The sequence below is a fragment of the Streptomyces sp. C1-1 genome, assembly GCF_050214755.1.
Lineage (GTDB): Bacteria > Actinomycetota > Actinomycetes > Streptomycetales > Streptomycetaceae > Streptomyces.
On record NZ_CP189826.1, the window covers coordinates 4,141,194 to 4,157,353 of the forward strand.

Annotated in this window: 15 protein-coding genes; 9 read left to right on the plus strand and 6 right to left on the minus strand. The window is 71.8% G+C overall.

Going from position 1 to position 16,160, the window contains the following annotated elements:
• Positions 1 to 8 precede the first annotated feature (8 nt).
• Complete coding sequence (locus ACQF4J_RS18755; RefSeq protein WP_351581891.1) at positions 9 to 1,781, plus strand: acetyl/propionyl/methylcrotonyl-CoA carboxylase subunit alpha; 1,773 nt, start codon at positions 9 to 11, stop codon at positions 1,779 to 1,781.
• Positions 1,782 to 1,978: 197 nt separating this feature from the next.
• Here the strand turns inward: ACQF4J_RS18755 and ACQF4J_RS18760 are convergent, their stop codons facing one another.
• On the minus strand, positions 1,979 to 2,971 hold the full coding sequence (locus ACQF4J_RS18760) for a helix-turn-helix transcriptional regulator (protein ID WP_427166212.1): 993 nt from the start codon (positions 2,969 to 2,971) through the stop codon (positions 1,979 to 1,981).
• Between the two features lie 167 nt (positions 2,972 to 3,138).
• On the opposite strand from ACQF4J_RS18760, the gene ACQF4J_RS18765 reads away from it, so the two are divergent.
• Complete coding sequence (locus ACQF4J_RS18765; protein ID WP_427166214.1) at positions 3,139 to 3,714, plus strand: TetR/AcrR family transcriptional regulator; 576 nt, start codon at positions 3,139 to 3,141, stop codon at positions 3,712 to 3,714.
• Between the two features lie 57 nt (positions 3,715 to 3,771).
• Here ACQF4J_RS18765 and ACQF4J_RS18770 read toward each other — a convergent pair whose 3' ends face one another.
• Together ACQF4J_RS18770 and ACQF4J_RS18775 are read right to left on the minus strand one after the other, a co-directional pair.
• Positions 3,772 to 4,710, minus strand: a complete 939-nt coding sequence (locus ACQF4J_RS18770; RefSeq protein WP_351580436.1) for a DeoR/GlpR family DNA-binding transcription regulator — start codon at positions 4,708 to 4,710, stop codon at positions 3,772 to 3,774.
• A 190-nt stretch (positions 4,711 to 4,900) separates the two neighbouring features.
• On the minus strand, positions 4,901 to 6,349 hold the full coding sequence (locus ACQF4J_RS18775) for an NAD(P)H-quinone dehydrogenase (protein ID WP_351580316.1): 1,449 nt from the start codon (positions 6,347 to 6,349) through the stop codon (positions 4,901 to 4,903).
• Positions 6,350 to 6,456: 107 nt separating this feature from the next.
• Here ACQF4J_RS18775 and ACQF4J_RS18780 point away from each other — a divergent pair, with 107 nt between their 5' ends.
• From ACQF4J_RS18780 to ACQF4J_RS18790, 3 genes are all read left to right on the plus strand, one after another.
• On the plus strand, positions 6,457 to 6,894 hold the full coding sequence (locus ACQF4J_RS18780; RefSeq protein WP_351580319.1) for a gamma-glutamylcyclotransferase: 438 nt from the start codon (positions 6,457 to 6,459) through the stop codon (positions 6,892 to 6,894).
• A gap of 141 nt (positions 6,895 to 7,035) precedes the next feature.
• Positions 7,036 to 7,860: a purine-nucleoside phosphorylase gene (locus tag ACQF4J_RS18785; protein ID WP_351580322.1), complete on the plus strand. Its 825-nt coding sequence runs from the start codon at positions 7,036 to 7,038 to the stop codon at positions 7,858 to 7,860.
• Between the two features lie 217 nt (positions 7,861 to 8,077).
• Complete coding sequence (locus ACQF4J_RS18790; RefSeq protein WP_427166216.1) at positions 8,078 to 9,709, plus strand: phospho-sugar mutase; 1,632 nt, start codon at positions 8,078 to 8,080, stop codon at positions 9,707 to 9,709.
• 46 nt (positions 9,710 to 9,755) lie between these two features.
• Here ACQF4J_RS18790 and ACQF4J_RS18795 read toward each other — a convergent pair whose 3' ends face one another.
• Entirely contained in the window at positions 9,756 to 10,430 is a 675-nt protein-coding gene (locus ACQF4J_RS18795; RefSeq protein ID WP_427166218.1) for a PH domain-containing protein, read from the minus strand.
• Between the two features lie 210 nt (positions 10,431 to 10,640).
• On the opposite strand from ACQF4J_RS18795, the gene deoC reads away from it, so the two are divergent.
• From deoC to ACQF4J_RS18810, 3 genes are read left to right on the plus strand one after another with little or no spacing between them, the layout of a single operon-like run.
• Positions 10,641 to 11,603 carry a deoxyribose-phosphate aldolase gene (gene deoC, locus ACQF4J_RS18800; RefSeq protein WP_351580331.1) on the plus strand — a complete coding sequence of 321 codons (963 nt, stop codon included), beginning with the start codon at positions 10,641 to 10,643 and terminating at the stop codon, positions 11,601 to 11,603.
• Positions 11,604 to 11,608: 5 nt separating this feature from the next.
• Positions 11,609 to 13,045, plus strand: a complete 1,437-nt coding sequence (locus tag ACQF4J_RS18805) for an aldehyde dehydrogenase family protein (RefSeq protein ID WP_351580334.1) — start codon at positions 11,609 to 11,611, stop codon at positions 13,043 to 13,045.
• The gene (locus tag ACQF4J_RS18810) at positions 13,038 to 13,925 is read left to right on the plus strand and encodes an aldehyde dehydrogenase family protein (RefSeq protein WP_351803080.1); all 888 of its coding nucleotides are present in this window, start codon (positions 13,038 to 13,040) and stop codon (positions 13,923 to 13,925) included. Before ACQF4J_RS18805 ends, ACQF4J_RS18810 begins: the two co-directional genes overlap by 8 nt.
• A 73-nt stretch (positions 13,926 to 13,998) precedes the next feature.
• On the opposite strand, the gene ACQF4J_RS18815 is transcribed toward ACQF4J_RS18810, so the two are convergent.
• On the minus strand, positions 13,999 to 14,406 hold the full coding sequence (locus tag ACQF4J_RS18815) for a hypothetical protein (RefSeq protein ID WP_351580340.1): 408 nt from the start codon (positions 14,404 to 14,406) through the stop codon (positions 13,999 to 14,001).
• 128 nt (positions 14,407 to 14,534) lie between these two features.
• Between ACQF4J_RS18815 and ACQF4J_RS18820 the strand changes: the two genes are divergently transcribed.
• On the plus strand, positions 14,535 to 15,170 hold the full coding sequence (locus ACQF4J_RS18820; RefSeq protein ID WP_351580343.1) for a uridine kinase family protein: 636 nt from the start codon (positions 14,535 to 14,537) through the stop codon (positions 15,168 to 15,170).
• Positions 15,171 to 15,371: 201 nt separating this feature from the next.
• Here ACQF4J_RS18820 and ACQF4J_RS18825 read toward each other — a convergent pair whose 3' ends face one another.
• The gene (locus ACQF4J_RS18825) at positions 15,372 to 16,115 is read right to left on the minus strand and encodes a SigE family RNA polymerase sigma factor (RefSeq protein ID WP_351580345.1); all 744 of its coding nucleotides are present in this window, start codon (positions 16,113 to 16,115) and stop codon (positions 15,372 to 15,374) included.
• Positions 16,116 to 16,160: the final 45 nt, after the last annotated feature.

A 16,160-nucleotide genomic window follows, 5' to 3' on the forward strand; every position in this document is an offset into this window, starting at 1 on the left:
CCTCAATCGTGCGCAAGGTGCTCATCGCCAACCGTGGCGAAATCGCTGTCCGCGTTGCCCGGGCCTGTCGGGACGCCGGCATCGCGAGCGTCGCCGTCTACGCCGACCCCGACCGGGACGCTCTGCATGTCCGCGCCGCGGATGAGGCGTTCGCCCTGGGCGGTGACACCCCGGCCACCAGCTACCTGGTGATCGACAAGATCCTGAACGCGGCGCGCGAGTCGGGCGCCGACGCCATCCACCCGGGCTACGGCTTCCTCTCCGAGAACGCCGAATTCGCCCAGGCCGTCCTGGACGCCGGGCTGATCTGGATCGGCCCGCCCCCGCAGGCCATCCGCGACCTCGGCGACAAGGTCGCCGCCCGGCACATCGCGCAGCGCGCCGGCGCCCCCCTGGTGGCGGGCACGCCCGACCCGGTCTCCGGCGCCGACGAGGTCGTCGCCTTCGCCGAGGAGCACGGCCTGCCGATCGCGATCAAGGCCGCCTTCGGCGGCGGCGGCCGCGGCCTGAAGGTCGCCCGGACCCTCGAAGAGGTCCCCGAACTGTACGACTCCGCCGTCCGCGAGGCGGTCGCCGCCTTCGGCCGCGGCGAGTGCTTCGTCGAGCGCTACCTCGACCGCCCCCGGCACGTGGAGACCCAGTGCCTGGCCGACAAGCACGGCAACGTGGTCGTCGTCTCCACCCGTGACTGCTCCCTGCAGCGCCGTCACCAGAAGCTGGTCGAGGAGGCCCCGGCGCCGTTCCTGTCCGAGGAGCAGGTCGCCGAGCTGTACCGCGCCTCCAAGGCCATCCTGAAGGAGGCCCACTACGAGGGCGCCGGCACCTGCGAGTTCCTCGTCGGCCAGGACGGCACGATCTCCTTCCTGGAGGTCAACACCCGCCTGCAGGTCGAGCACCCGGTCACCGAGGAGGTCGCCGGCATCGACCTGGTCCGCGAGATGTTCCGCATCGCCGACGGCGAGGAACTCGGCTACGACGACCCGGAACTGCGCGGCCACTCCTTCGAGTTCCGCATCAACGGCGAGGACCCGGGCCGCAACTTCCTGCCCGCCCCCGGCACCGTCACCACCTTCGCCGCCCCCTCCGGCCCGGGCGTCCGCCTGGACGCGGGCGTCGAGTCCGGCTCGGTCATCGGCCCGGCCTGGGACTCCCTGCTGGCCAAGCTGATCGTCACCGGCCGCACCCGCAAGGAGGCCCTGGAGCGGGCCGCCCGCGCCCTGGAGGAGTTCCAGGTCGAGGGCATGGCCACGGCCATCCCCTTCCACCGCGCGGTCGTCACCGACCCGGCCTTCGCCCCCGAGCTGACCGGCTCCGACGAGCCGTTCACGGTCCACACCCGCTGGATCGAGACCGAGTTCGTCAACGAGATCAAGCCCTTCGCCGCCCCCGCCGACGCCGAGGCGGACGAGGACACGGGCCGCGAGACGGTCGTCGTCGAGGTCGGCGGCAAGCGCCTGGAGGTCTCCCTGCCGGCGTCCCTGGGCATGACCCTGGCCCGCACCGGCCTGGCCGCGGGCGCCAAGCCCAAGCGGCGCGCCGCCAAGAAGTCCGGCCCGGCCGCCTCCGGCGACACCCTCGCCTCCCCCATGCAGGGCACCATCGTCAAGGTCGCCGTGGAGGAGGGCCAGGAGGTCAAGGAGGGCGACCTGGTCGTCGTACTCGAGGCGATGAAGATGGAACAGCCGCTCAACGCCCACAAGTCGGGCACCATCAAGGGCCTGGGCCTGGAGGTCGGCGCCTCCATCAGCTCCGGCGCCGCGATCTGCGAGATCAAGGACTGACCCGCGAGACACCCGGGCGAGGCGCCCGGCGGACCGGAGCAGTCGGTCCGCCGGGCGCCTCGCCTTTCCCCGTCCCCCGTGACGGTGGCCTCTCGTGGCGGCCGCCCCCGCGTACAGCGCCCTGAGCCAGTGAACCCAGCGCGGCCGCCCGCGGGCCATCCGTCAATTCTGACGGGTCGCGACATATCGCCTGGGCCTCAGTCCACGAGCAGCCCCAGGTCCCGCCCGCGGCGCAGCAGCGCGGCCGTGTGGCCGGCCTCCAGCTTGCGGTGCAGGGAGGCGATGTAGCCCCGCACGGTCACCGTCGACAGGCCCATCCGCCGGGCGGCCTCGGTCGCCGTGCACCCGGCGTGCAGATGGCACAGGGTGCGGTGTTCCTGCTCGGTCACCCCGTACCGCCGGGCCAGGGCGCGCGGCCGGGCGAGATCGCGCAGCAGCAGGAGCGGGGGCCCGCCGGGGGTGCTCGGCGGGACCCGGCGCACCTCCACGTCCCGCGCCGTGAAGCACCCCGCGCCGCCGAGCCGCGGATCGTCCCCCACGACGGCCAGCAGGCCGGCGGCGACCGCGTTGAGGGCGTACGGCCGTCCGCTCGGATCCAGGGCGGCGACCCCGCGCTCCTTGCCGCCGGCCAGGTCCAGGGCGAGGGAGGCCAGCGCCCGCAGCTGCTCGCGTTCCCTCAGCGCCCGTTCGGCGGCACCGAGTTGCAGCTGTGCGAAGCCGAACAGATCGCGCTCGCGCTCGCTGAAGTCCGTCCCGGAGCGGGTGAGCGCGTACCCCTCGACGACGGACAGGTCCGAGCCGCCGGAGGCGACGAGGTGACGGATCATGCCGAAGGGCCGGAAGTCCAGGTTGTAGCAGTACGTGCGCCGCCACTGACGGTCCGCGGCGACATCGCTGACCCGCCAGGCCTCCGCGGTGGGTGTCTCCAGCATCAGGTCGGTGAGCGGATGGTCGAGGGGGTGGTCGTAGATGACCATCGGGTCCTCGTGGAAGGTCTCCCGGGGCAGGGAGAGGGCGGCGAGTTCCCCCGTGCCGTCCACGGACAGCCGGTAGGCCTGGGCGCCGTCGGCCGGTACGAGCTCCATCAGCCCGTACAGCGCCCGTTCCTGCAACTCCCCCACGGAGGAGGTGTCTTCGAGTTCCCCTACGAGCGTCAGTACGCGACGCGCGTCCGCACCGCTGATGTCCATCGCACTCTCCCGGCGCTGCTCTCGCCTGAGACGAAGGTACGGCCTGCGTCCCGTCGGGGAAGGCCGCTCGCGCGTCCCCGATGGCATGCTGGAGGCAAAGGGGGGCGCGAGAGGGAGCAGGTGGGAGTGATGGCGCACGTGACCTCGGCCGAAGGCACCGGGAGGCCATGGTGACGACGGCATCGGGACGCGCCCTGCGCGCCGACGCCCGCCGCAACCGCGAACGGCTGCTGACCGAGGCGCGCTCGGTCTTCGCCGAACACGGCGCCGACGCGTCCCTGGAGGACGTGGCCAGGCGCGCGGGTGTCGGCATCGGCACCCTCTACCGTCACTTCCCCAACCGTCACGCCCTGTTGAGCGCGGTCTTCGAGGACGCGGTGGGCGACCTGCTGTCCCGCTCCCGTGAACTGCTGGACGCCCCCGAGCCCTGCGCGGCCCTGGTGACCTGGCTGCGCGAGATCATCGCCCATGCCGGCGAGTACCGAGGGCTGGCCCGCGCCCTGATGTCCGTGACGTCCGACCACACCTCGGCCCTGGCCCGGTGCAGCGACCCGATCAGACAGGCGGGCGCCGCGCTGCTGGCCCGGGCCCAGCGGGCGGGCCGGGTCCGCGAGGACGTGGCGGTCAACGACCTGCTGCAGCTGACGAACGCGATCGCGCTGGCGGCGGAGGAGGCACCGGGCGACCCGGAACTGGCGGACCGCCTGCTCCAGTTGACGCTGAGAGGCCTGAAGCCGGGCTGACCGTACGAACCATTCGCACGCACCCACCGGCACAAGCCCCACGGCGCAAGGGCGTCTCTAACGCCGCCGCATGTCGGCGACCCGCGCCCGCTCGGTACCCGGCGCCGGCTCACCGAGGACCGCGGCGCTGCGCAGCCCCGCCCCCGCCCCGGGAACCGCCCCGCGCCGGGGCCCCGGAAGGGCGACGTCCCGGCGGGCCTGGCGCGGGGGGACGGAATCACCGCCCACGGAGTTCCCGGACGCCCCGGCGACGGCGATCTGCACACCCTGGTCGGCCAGCGCCTGCAACTCCGTGGCCGCCCGGTCGTCGTGCGCCGGCGGCTCGTCGGTCACCAGGCGGGTGATCACGTCCGTGGGCACGGTCTGGAACATGGTGTCCGTACCGAGCTTGGTGTGGTCGGCGAGCACGACGACCTCGGCGGCGGCCTGGACGAGCGCCCGGTCCACGGAGGCCGACAGCATGTTGGAGGTGGACAGCCCCCGCTCGGCCGTGAGGCCACTGCCGGACAGGAAGGCCCGCGAGACCCGCAGCCCCTGCAGGGACTGCTCCGCCCCACTGCCCACCAGCGCGTAGTTGGAGCCACGCAACGTACCGCCGGTCATCACGACCTCCACCCGGTTGGCATGGGCCAAGGCCTGGGCCACCAGCAGCGAGTTGGTGACGACGGTCAGACCGGGCACCCGGGCGAGCCGGCGGGCCAGCTCCTGGGTGGTCGTTCCGGCCCCCACCACGATGGCCTCGCCCTCTTCGACGAAGCCCGCGGCGAGGTCGGCGATGGCCGTCTTCTCGGCGGTCGCGAGATGTGACTTCTGCGGAAAGCCGGACTCCCGCGTGAATCCGCCCGGCAGTACCGCACCGCCGTGCCGGCGGTCGAGGAGTCCTTCTGCCTCCAGTGCGCGCACGTCCCGCCGTACGGTCACTTCGGAGGTCTGGACGACGCGGGCGAGCTCACGGAGCGACACGGCTCCGTTCGCTCGCACCATTTCGAGGATCAATTGGCGACGTTCTGCAGCGAACACGAAACTGACAGTAATGCCAACGACCGTCTGGTTTCAGCTGTTTGCGCCGAATAGCAGAAGTTGTTCGCACGCCAGGACGGAAAGTGGTATAGGACCTACCCGCAGCGCCTATGCCGTACGCACGTGCGACAACTCCCGGTGACCAGCGGGGAATCGCTTTCGGCCGTCAGACGTCCCCGCCCGTCTTACGAGTGTGCAGCTGACGCGCGACCTCCGCGATCGACCCCGAAAGACTCGGATAAACGGTGAACGCGTTCGCGATCTGTTCGACCGTCAGATTGTTGTCGACGGCGATCGAGATCGGATGGATCAGTTCCGAGGCGCGCGGGGCGACCACGACACCACCCACCACGATGCCCGTGCCCGGCCGGCAGAAGAGCTTCACGAAGCCGTCCCGGATGCCCTGCATCTTGGCGCGCGGATTGCGCAGCAGCGGCAGCTTCACCACACGGGCGTCGATCTTCCCGGCGTCCACGTCCGCCTGGGTGTACCCCACGGTGGCGATCTCGGGGTCGGTGAACACGTTCGACGACACGGTCTTCAGGTTCAGCGGAGCGACCGCGTCACCGAGGAAGTGGTACATGGCGATACGTCCCTGCATCGCCGCCACCGAGGCGAGCGCGAAGACGCCCGTGACGTCGCCGGCGGCGTACACACCGGGAGCCGTCGTCCTGGACACCTTGTCGGTCCAGATGTGCCCGGACTCCCGCACCCGGACCCCGGCCTCCTCCAGCCCCAGTCCGGCGCTGTTGGGAATGGCGCCGACCGCCATCAGACAGTGCGACCCGGTGATGACCCGCCCGTCGGCCAGCGTGACCTCCACCCGGTCGCCGACCCGCTTGGCGGCGGCGGCCCGCGAGCGCGCCATGACGTTCATGCCCCGGCGCCGGAAGACGTCCTCCAGTACAGCGGCCGCGTCCGGGTCCTCACCCGGCAGCACCCGATCGCGCGACGAGACGAGCGTGACCTTCGACCCCAGCGCCTGATAGGCGCCGGCGAACTCGGCACCCGTCACACCCGACCCGACCACGATGAGCTCTTCGGGCAGCTCGGTGAGGTCGTAGACCTGGGTCCAGTTCAGGATGCGCTCACCGTCGGGCTGGGCGTCCGGCACCTCGCGCGGATGCCCGCCGGTGGCGATGAGCACCGCGTCCGCGGTCAGCGTCTCCTCGGTCCCGTCGGCGGCCGAGACGACGACCTTCCGGGACCCGTCGAGGGCCTGCATGCCCTCCAGCCGCCCCCGCCCGCGCATGACGCGCGCGCCCGCACGCGTCACGGAGGCGGTGATGTCGTGCGACTGCGCAAGCGCGAGCCGCTTCACACGCCGGTTGACCTTCCCGAGATCGACACCCACCACCCGGGCGGCCTGCTCCAGCGGCGGGGTGTCGTCGGCGACGATGATCCCCAGCTCTTCGTACGACGAGTCGAAGGTGGTCATCACCTCGGCCGTGGCGATGAGAGTCTTCGACGGCACGCAGTCGGTCAGGACCGACGCTCCGCCCAGACCGTCGCAGTCGACGACGGTCACCTCCGCGCCGAGCTGAGCGGCCACCAGCGCCGCTTCGTATCCGCCGGGTCCGCCACCAATGATCACGATCCGAGTCACGTACCCCATTGTCCCGCACGGTTCAAGGTGCTAATGCCCGGGCTCGTGGCAATGGGTTGGGCAAGGGGCCCCTGATCCTTGTGAGTCCCCTGTTCTCCCTGCCGTACCCTCTCCCCATGTCGCTCTACGCCGCGTACGCCGGCAACCTCGACGCGCGGCTGATGACCCGCCGCGCCCCGCACTCGCCGATGCGCGCCACGGGCTGGCTGAACGGCTGGCGGCTGACCTTCGGGGGCGAGCACATGGGCTGGGAGGGAGCGCTGGCGACCCTCGCGGAGGACCCCACCTCCCAGGTGTTCGTCGCCCTCTACGACATCGCGCCGCCGGACGAGGAGTCCATGGACCGCTGGGAGGGAGTGGGTCTGGGCATCTACCGCCGCGCCCGGGTCCGGGTCCACACCCTGGAGGGCGAGGAGCAGGCCTGGCTCTACGTCCTCAACGGCTACGAGGGCGGCCTGCCCTCGGCGCGCTACCTGGGCGAGCTCGCGGACGCGGCGGAGTCGGCGGGCGCCCCGCACGACTACGTGATGGAACTCCGCAAACGCCCCTGCTGACCACAGCCACCCCACAGCAGCCCCACAGTCACCCCACACCCCACCACCCCCACCATTCGTTGGAAACGACAAGACAACGATCGCCAACCCGTCAGCTCTGTCATCTACGCGCGTAGGCCGGAACCGGCTACCCTCGACCGCGTGAACGCATCTCTCCTTCCGGACGACATCCAGGGCGACCCCCACGCCGCCGCCGACGCCGCCGCCGCGCGTCTGCGCGAACTGACCGGCGCCGAGACCCACGACGTCGCCCTCGTGATGGGCTCCGGCTGGGCACCGGCCGTGGACGCCCTCGGCGCCCCCGACGCCGAGTTCCAGGTCACCGAGCTGCCCGGCTTCCCGCCCCCGGCGGTCGAGGGCCACGGCGGCAAGATCCGCTCGTACAAGATGGGCGACAGGCGGGCCCTGGTCTTCCTCGGCCGCACGCACTACTACGAGGGCCGCGGCGTGGCCGCCGTCGCCCACGGCGTCCGCACCGCCGTGGCGGCCGGCAGCAAGACGATCATCCTCACGAACGGCTGCGGCGGCCTGCGCGAGGGCATGCGCCCCGGCCAGCCGGTCCTGATCAGCGACCACATCAACCTCACCGCCACCTCCCCCATCGTCGGCGCCAACTTCGTCGACCTCACCGACCTCTACTCCCCCCGCCTGCGGGCCCTGTGCAAGGAGATCGACCCCACTCTCGAAGAGGGCGTCTACGCGCAGTTCCCCGGCCCGCACTACGAGACGCCGGCCGAGATCCGCATGGCCCGCGTCATCGGCGCCGACCTGGTGGGCATGTCGACGGTCCTGGAGGCGATCGCCGCACGCGAGGCGGGCGCCGAGGTCCTCGGCATCTCCCTGGTCACCAACCTCGCCGCCGGCATGACGGGCGAGCCCCTCAACCACGAGGAGGTCCTCCAGGCGGGCCGGGACAGCGCCACGCGCATGGGTTCGCTGCTCGCCCAGGTCCTCGGACGACTCTGAGAGGCACGCGAACGGCGAGAAGGGGCCGGGACGGGGGGTGTCCGCCCGCAGCGACGGGCGTAAACAGAGGGCACGACAAAACCTCCGGCACCGCCCGTCCGAGGACGGACACCCCCCGTCCCGGCCCCGACCCACCACCGAACCGCAGGCGCGACAGGCACCCCCGCCCCCGCACCTGCGCCGCAGGCACCCGACCACAACGAGAGGCTGACCGACCGTGCACGACGACCTCATCGCCCGGGCCCAGACCTGGCTCGCCGAGGACCCGGACCCGGACACCCGCGACGAGCTCGCGAAGCTCATCGAGGCCGGCGACCTGACGGAACTCGCCGACCGCTTCAGCGGCACCCTCCAGTTCGGCACGGCGGGCCTGCGCGGTGAGCTCGGCGCCGGCCCCAACCGCATGAACCGCTCGGTCGTCATCCGCGCCGCCGCGGGCCTGGCCGCCTACCTCAAGGCGACCGGCCACACCGACGGCCTGGTGGTCATCGGCTACGACGCCCGCCACAAGTCGGCCGACTTCGCGCACGACACCGCGGCCGTCATGACCGGCGCGGGCCTCAGGGCGGCCGTCCTGCCCCGCCCCCTGCCCACCCCCGTCCTCGCGTTCGCCATACGGCATCTCGGCGCGGTCGCCGGCGTGGAGGTCACGGCCAGCCACAACCCGCCCCGCGACAACGGCTACAAGGTGTACCTCGGCGACGGCTCCCAGATCGTGCCCCCCGCGGACGCGGAGATCGCGGCGCAGATCCAGGCGATCACGTCCCTGCACGACGTCCCCCGTCCCACGACCGGCTGGCAGACCCTCGACGACTCGGTCCTGGACGCCTACCTCGCCCGCACGGACGCGGTCCTGGCGCCGACCTCCCCCCGCACCGCCCGCACGGTCTACACGGCCATGCACGGCGTGGGCAGGGACACCCTGCTGGCGGCCTTCGCCCGGGCGGGATTCCCGGAGCCGGCCCTGGTGGCCGAGCAGGCCGACCCCGACCCGGACTTCCCCACGGTCGCCTTCCCCAACCCGGAAGAGCCCGGCGCGATGGACCTGGCCTTCGCCAAGGCCCGGGAGACCTCCCCCGACCTGATCATCGCGAACGACCCCGACGCGGACCGCTGCGCGGTCGCCGTGCAGCAGGGCGCCGACTGGCGCATGCTCCGGGGCGACGAGGTCGGCGCGCTCCTGGCCGCCCACCTGGTGGCCCGCGGGGCGCAGGGCACGTTCGCGGAGTCGATCGTCTCGTCGTCCCTCCTGGGCCGCATCGCCGAGAAGGCGAACCTCCCGTACGAGGAGACCCTCACCGGGTTCAAGTGGATCGCCCGCGTCGACGGCCTGCGCTTCGGCTACGAGGAGGCCCTCGGCTACTGCGTGGACCCCGAGGGCGTCCGCGACAAGGACGGCATCACGGCGGCCCTCCTGATCACCGAGCTCGCCTCGACGCTCAAGGAGGACGACCGCACCCTCCTCGACCTCCTCGACGACCTCGCGGTGGAGCACGGCCTGCACGCCGCCGACCAGCTGTCGGTCCGCGTGCAGGACGTCACGATCATCGCCCGGGCGATGGAACGGCTCCGCGAGAACCCGCCGACCAGCCTGGCGGGCCTGCCGGTGACCAAGGCGGAGGACCTCACGCGGGGCACCGACAAGCTGCCTCCCACCGACGGCCTGCGCTACACGCTGGACGGCGCCCGCGTCGTCGTCCGCCCGAGCGGCACGGAGCCGAAGCTCAAGTGCTACCTGGAGGTGGTCGTCCCCGTGGAAACCCACAAGGACCTGCCCGCGGCGCACGCCAGGGCGAACGAAATCCTGACGTCCCTCAAGCAGGACCTGTCGACGGCAGCCGGCATCTAGAAGAACGGGCGCCCGAAAGGGCGCCCGTCCCCCACGCCGAACCCGCTCAACCCGTGGCGACCAGAATCACCAGCAGGATCGCCCCGGCCAGCGCGGGCCCGGCGACCTCGTACGCCCAGCGCACGGTCACCTCACCCTGCGCGGCCTGCTTCTCGCCGCGTTCCTCGAGCGTCTCGCGCAGGTCGTCCATGACCCGGTCGGCCTGGGCGCGCGTAGGCCCGCCCGGAACGGCACCCCCGAAGCCCCCGGCACCCAGCCCGCCCAGCCCGCCGCGGCGGCCGCCTCCACTCGCCCCGGCGGCCCGGTCGGCCGCGTTGCGGGCCTCCTGCCGGGCGGCCCTCTTGCGGGCGCGCAGCGAGACGGGGACGGCCCACAGCTGGTACTTGGCGCCGGCCTTGGAGACGACCTCGTTGGAGTAACCGGACCTGAGCGCGCCGACCTCACCCCAGGGCAGCACGATCAACCGGAACGGGTTGCGGATGCGCAGCCGTTGGTCGTTGACCTGGACGGCGGGGCGGATGGTGAAGGCGACGATCAGCGGGACGACGAGGATCATCGCGGCCAGCGCCAGCCAGGGCGTGCGGCCGTGGCCGGCGACGATCGCGTCGATGCCGAGCCAGGCGGTGATGGCGAGCAGGAGGACGCCTCCGGCGATGCCTGCGGAGGAGCGGTGGACGCGGTCCTTGGCCGTGGCCGGCGTCGGGGGCTCGGGGGTCGTCATGGTGGCGATTCTGCCTCACGACATGACGAAGCCCAGCCAGCCGCCCCCCACAAAGCGATCCCCCAGGAGGCACCGACACAACACAAAAAGCGATCCCCCAGGACGCACCGGCAGAAAGACAAAGCGACCCCCGGCACACACCCTCGCTCCACAGACCAACCTCTCGGGGTGTACAGCCGCTACGCGCGTAGATATGCTCGTCTGGTGACCATGCCCACCACTGCACCCAACGCAGCTCACGCACTCGCCGACGTCACCGCGTCCGACGGCACGCTGCGCCGCTTCCTCCACGGGCTGCCCGGCGTCGACGCGGTCGGTCTGGAGGCGCGCGCCGCCTCCCTCGGCACCCGTTCCATCAAGACGACCGCGAAGGCGTACGCCATCGACCTCGCCATCTCGATGGTCGATCTGACGACGCTGGAAGGCGCGGACACCCCGGGCAAGGTCCGGGCGCTCGGCGCCAAGGCGGTCCACCCCGACCCGACCGACCGGACGACCCCGTCGACCGCGGCCGTCTGCGTCTATCCCGACATGGTGGCCACGGCGAAGGCGGCCGTCGCCGGCTCCTCCGTGAAGGTCGCCTCGGTGGCCACCGCGTTCCCGGCGGGCCGCGCGCCGCTCACCGTGAAGCTGGCGGACGTGCGCGAGGCGATCGCCGCGGGTGCCGACGAGATCGACATGGTCATCGACCGCGGGGCGTTCCTCGCCGGACACTTCATGAAGGTCTACGACGAGATCGTCGCCGTACGGGAGACCTGCGGGACGGACGCCCGGCTCAAGGTCATCTTCGAGACGGGCGAGCTGTCGACGTACGACAACATCCGCCGCGCCAGCTGGCTCGGCATGCTGGCCGGCGCCGACTTCATCAAGACCTCCACCGGCAAGGTCGCCGTCAACGCCACCCCCGCCAACACGCTGCTGATGCTGGAGGCGGTGCGCGACTTCCGCGCGCAGACCGGCATCCAGGTCGGCGTGAAGCCGGCCGGCGGCATTCGCACCTCCAAGGACGCCATCAAGTTCCTCGTCCTGGTCAACGAGACCGCCGGCGAGGACTGGCTGGACAACCACTGGTTCCGCTTCGGCGCCTCCTCGCTCCTGAACGACCTGCTGATGCAGCGTCAGAAGCTGGCCACCGGCCGTTACTCCGGCCCCGACTACGTGACGGTGGACTGATCACCATGGCATCGGCATTCGAATACGCACCCGCACCCGAGTCCCGCTCGATCGTCGACGTCGCGCCCTCCTACGGGCTGTTCGTCGACGGCGAGTTCACCGAGGCGGCCGACGGCAAGGTCTTCAAGACCGTCAGCCCCGCCACCGAGGAGGTCCTCTCCGAGGTCGCCCAGGCGGGCGAGGCGGACGTCGACCGTGCCGTCGCGGCCGCCCGCAAGGCCTTCGAGAAGTGGTCGGCGCTGCCGGGCTCCGAGCGCGCCAAGTACCTGTTCCGCATCGCGCGGATCATCCAGGAGCGCTCGCGCGAGCTCGCGGTCCTGGAGACCCTGGACAACGGCAAGCCGATCAAGGAGACCCGCGACGCCGACCTCCCCCTGGTCGCGGCGCACTTCTTCTACTACGCGGGCTGGGCGGACAAGCTGGAGCACGCCGGGTTCGGCCCCGCGCCGAAGCCGCTGGGCGTCGCCGGCCAGGTCATCCCCTGGAACTTCCCCCTGCTGATGCTGGCGTGGAAGATCGCCCCCGCGCTCGCCACCGGCAACACCGTGGTCCTCAAGCCCGCCGAGACGACGCCCCTGTCCGCGCTGTTCTTCGCGGACATCTGCCGCCAGGCGGGCCTGCCCAAGGGCGTCGTCAACATCCTTCCGGGATACGGCGACACGGGCGCCGCGCTCGTCGCGCACCCGGACGTGAACAAGGTCGCCTTCACCGGCTCCACGGCCGTCGGCAAGGAGATCGCGCGGACGGTCGCGGGCACCCGCAAGAAGCTCACCCTCGAACTGGGCGGCAAGGGCGCCAACATCGTCTTCGACGACGCGCCGATCGACCAGGCCGTCGAGGGCATCGTCAACGGCATCTTCTTCAACCAGGGCCAGGTGTGCTGCGCGGGCAGCCGGCTCCTGGTCCAGGAGTCGATCCAGGACGAACTGCTCGACTCGCTCAAGCGGCGCCTGTCCACCCTGCGTCTCGGCGACCCGCTGGACAAGAACACGGACATCGGCGCGATCAACTCCGAGGAGCAGCTGGCCCGGATCACCCGGCTCGTCGAGCAGGGCGAGGCGGAGGGCGCCGAGCGCTGGTCGCCCGCCTGCGAGATCCCGTCCGCCGGCTACTGGTTCGCCCCGACGCTCTTCACGAACGTCACCCAGGCGCACACCGTGGCCCGCGACGAGATCTTCGGCCCGGTCCTGTCGGTCCTCACCTTCCGCACGCCGGACGAGGCCGTCGCCAAGGCGAACAACACGCCGTACGGCCTGTCGGCGGGCATCTGGACCGAGAAGGGCTCGCGGATCCTCGCCGTGGCGAACAAGCTGCGCGCGGGCGTCGTCTGGTCCAACACGTTCAACAAGTTCGACCCGACCTCGCCGTTCGGCGGTTACAAGGAGTCGGGCTTCGGCCGCGAGGGCGGCCGCCACGGCCTGGAGGCATACCTCGATGTCTGACCGTTTGAGTGTCCTCAAGACCTACAAGCTGTACGTCGGCGGGAAGTTCCCGCGTTCCGAGAGCGGCCGGGTGTACGAGGTGACGGACTCGAAGGGCAAGTGGCTGGCGAACGCGCCCCTTTCCTCCCGCAAGGACGCCCGTGACGCGGTGGTCGCGGCCCGCAAGGCCTTCGGCGCCTGGTCCGGCGCCACCGCCTACAACCGCGGGCAGGTCCTCTACCGCGTGGCCGAGATGCTGGAGGGCCGCCGGACGCAGTTCGTGCACGAGGTGGCCGACGCGGAGGGCCTGTCGAAGTCCAGGGCCGCCGAGCAGGTGGACGCGGCCGTCGACCGCTGGGTCTGGTACGCGGGCTGGACCGACAAGATCGCCCAGGTGGTCGGCGGCGGCAACCCGGTCGCGGGTCCGTTCTTCAACCTGTCCTCCCCCGAGCCGACGGGCGTGGTCGCGGTCCTGGCCCCGCAGGAGTCGTCGTTCCTGGGTCTGGTCTCGGTGCTCGCCCCGGTGATCGCGACGGGCAACACGGCGGTCGTGGTGGCGTCCGAGCGGTCTCCGCTGCCCGCCCTGTCCCTCGCCGAGGTCCTGGCCACCTCGGACGTCCCCGGCGGCGTGGTCAACGTCCTGTCGGGCCGTACGGCGGAGATCGCCACCCCCCTGGCATCCCACCAGGACGTCAACGCGATCGACCTCGCGGGCGCGGACGACGTACTGGCGAAGGAGCTGGAGATCGCGGCGGCGGACAACCTCAAGCGCGTCCTGCGTCCACAGCCTGTGGACAACTGGTCGGACACTCCGGGCCTCGACCGCATGACGGCGTTCCTGGAGACGAAGACGGTGTGGCACCCGACGGGTTCACTGGGCGCGTCGGGCTCGTCCTACTGACCACCCCCCGCAAGCCGGAGAGCCGCGTCTCCCCTCCGTCCGGGGGAGGCGCGGCTCTCCGCCGTACCGGGCCTCAGTGGCCCAGCAGGCCGACGGCCTGGCCGAGCACCGGAATGCTGCCGATCGACGAGGCCTGCGCGACCGGGCCGGTCAGCATCCGGGTGTCGAGGGCCTTGAAGTCGGCGACCTGGGTGCCGACGCCGTTGTCGAGGGGGTCGGTGCCGGTGCCGGCGAGCGGGTTGGGCTTGAGGCCGGCGACCGGGCCGGTGACATAGCCGACGTTGCCGGTGAGGGCCCGGCCCCCGGACTGCGGGTCGATCTTGCCGAGGCTGGTGGGCCGGGTGTGCAACACGTCCACGAGGGGCTCGGTGTCGGCGGCGGAGGCCGTCGCGGCACCCGCGCCGAGCGCCACGCCCGCCGTCGCGAGGGCGACCAGGGCGCGTTGGACGGTCGGGGCGGGGGACGACGTGTGTCGTGACATGTACTGGTGCCACCTTCTGGTGCGCGGGGTAATCGGGTCGACACGAAGGGTAGTTGAGGTGTGACGCGCGATCCAATGCCGACCCGCGGGGTCGGCAGGGCGTACGGAATGCGTCAAACTGGTGTCCCGTGAGCATCCATCTCCCCACCTCCGCCCGTGTCGTGCTGCTCTGCGGCCCCTCGGGCTCGGGCAAGTCCCTCGTCGCCGCCCGCTCGGGCCTGCCGGTGCTGCGCCTGGACGACTTCTACAAGGAGGGCGACGACCCGACACTGCCGCTGGTGGCGGGGAGCTCCGACATCGACTGGGACCATCCCGATTCGTGGGACAGGGAGGCGGCGGTGGCGGCGATAGCCGACCTGTGCCGCACGGGCCGTACGAAGATCCCGGTCTACGACCTCTCCCTCTCCGCGCGCACCGGCGAGAACGCCGTGGACATCGGACGCACCCCGCTGTTCGTGGCGGAGGGCGTCTTCGCCGCCGAGATCATCGACCGGTGCCGGCAGGAGGGGCTGCTCGCGGACGCGCTGTGCCTGAGCCGTGGCCCGGTGCGCACGTTCCGCCGCCGCTTCGTGCGGGATCTGAAGGAGGGCCGCAAGTCGGTCCCGTTCCTGCTGCGCCGCGGCTGGCGCCTGATGCGCCAGGAACGCACGATCGTCTCCCGGCAGACCACCCTGGGCGCGCACCCCTGCGACCGCGACGAGGCCCTGACCCGGCTGGCCACCGCCGCGGTGACCCGCCACCCGAGCTCGACGCCGACGGCCTGATCCCGCGCGGTCCGCCGGGCATCGACGCGAGCGGGCACACGCGAAAGCGGGACTGGACGGACCCCCCGGCCCTCCAGTCCCGCTCCCCCCGTTCCCCCGCGTCTCCCCCGTGGGTTCTCCCCCGTGACCCCGTCGGTCCCCCGTGACCCCCGTAGGTCCCCCCGGTGTTACCGCTCCCCCGTCACTTGCTCCCCCCAGCCCTCAGGCGACCAGCTCCCCGAAGGCGTCCTCCTCGTCACGGCCGAAGCTGAGGACCTCGTCCTCGCGCAGCCGGCGGAGCGACCGCCAGATGCTCGACTTCACCGTGCCGACACTGATGTCGAGGATCTCCGCGATCTCCGGGTCGGTGCGGCCCTCGTAGTAGCGCAGGACCAGCATCGTGCGCTGGAGTTCGGGCAGCCGGGCGAGCGCCTGCCACAGGACGGCGCGCAGTTCGGTGCCGCGCATCGCGTCCGTGTCGCCGGGCGTCTCCGGCAGCTCCTCGGTCGGGTACTCGTTCAGCTTGCGGCGGCGCCACGCGCTGATGTGCAGGTTCGTCATGGTGCGGCGGAGGTAGCCCCCGACCGCGGCCTTGTCGCTGATCCGGTCCCACGCCTTGTACGTCGAGAACAGTGCGCTCTGCAGCAGGTCCTCGGCCTCGAAGCGGTCACCGGTCAGGTGGTAGGCGGTGGCGTACAGGGAGGCGCGGCGCTCCTGGACGTAGGCGGTGAACTCCGCCTCCGACAGCGAACGACGCTCCCCCGAGTCCTCCCCGTACGCGCTTCCCCCGTGCGTTTCCCCCGTGAAACCGTCAACCACCGTCATGTAGGCGGTGTGCTGACGCCCGGCGCCGCGAGCGCACCCCCGCCCGCTCACGGCGCCGGACTTCTCGGAACCCCGGCCCCCGTTCACGTCGTGCAGGCGCGTGACCACTGCGCTGGTGCTCATGCCGTGCAGCGTGTTCATCTCGCGCCCCCCGTCGTGGACTTCCGGTGTTCTGCTTGCTCAGGC

Coding starts and splice junctions, on each gene's coding strand:
- ACQF4J_RS18810 (WP_351803080.1), top strand. CDS start 13,038: ATGTCTGACCGTTTGAGTGTCCTCAAGACCTACAAGCTGTACGTCGGC.
- ACQF4J_RS18780 (WP_351580319.1), top strand. CDS start 6,457: ATGTCGCTCTACGCCGCGTACGCCGGCAACCTCGACGCGCGGCTGATG.
- deoC (WP_351580331.1), top strand. CDS start 10,641: ATGCCCACCACTGCACCCAACGCAGCTCACGCACTCGCCGACGTCACC.
- ACQF4J_RS18825 (WP_351580345.1), bottom strand. CDS start 16,115: ATGAACACGCTGCACGGCATGAGCACCAGCGCAGTGGTCACGCGCCTG.
- ACQF4J_RS18805 (WP_351580334.1), top strand. CDS start 11,609: ATGGCATCGGCATTCGAATACGCACCCGCACCCGAGTCCCGCTCGATC.
- ACQF4J_RS18765 (WP_427166214.1), top strand. CDS start 3,139: ATGGTGACGACGGCATCGGGACGCGCCCTGCGCGCCGACGCCCGCCGC.
- ACQF4J_RS18815 (WP_351580340.1), bottom strand. CDS start 14,406: ATGTCACGACACACGTCGTCCCCCGCCCCGACCGTCCAACGCGCCCTG.
- ACQF4J_RS18760 (WP_427166212.1), bottom strand. CDS start 2,971: ATGGACATCAGCGGTGCGGACGCGCGTCGCGTACTGACGCTCGTAGGG.
- ACQF4J_RS18775 (WP_351580316.1), bottom strand. CDS start 6,349: ATGGGGTACGTGACTCGGATCGTGATCATTGGTGGCGGACCCGGCGGA.
- ACQF4J_RS18795 (WP_427166218.1), bottom strand. CDS start 10,430: ATGACGACCCCCGAGCCCCCGACGCCGGCCACGGCCAAGGACCGCGTC.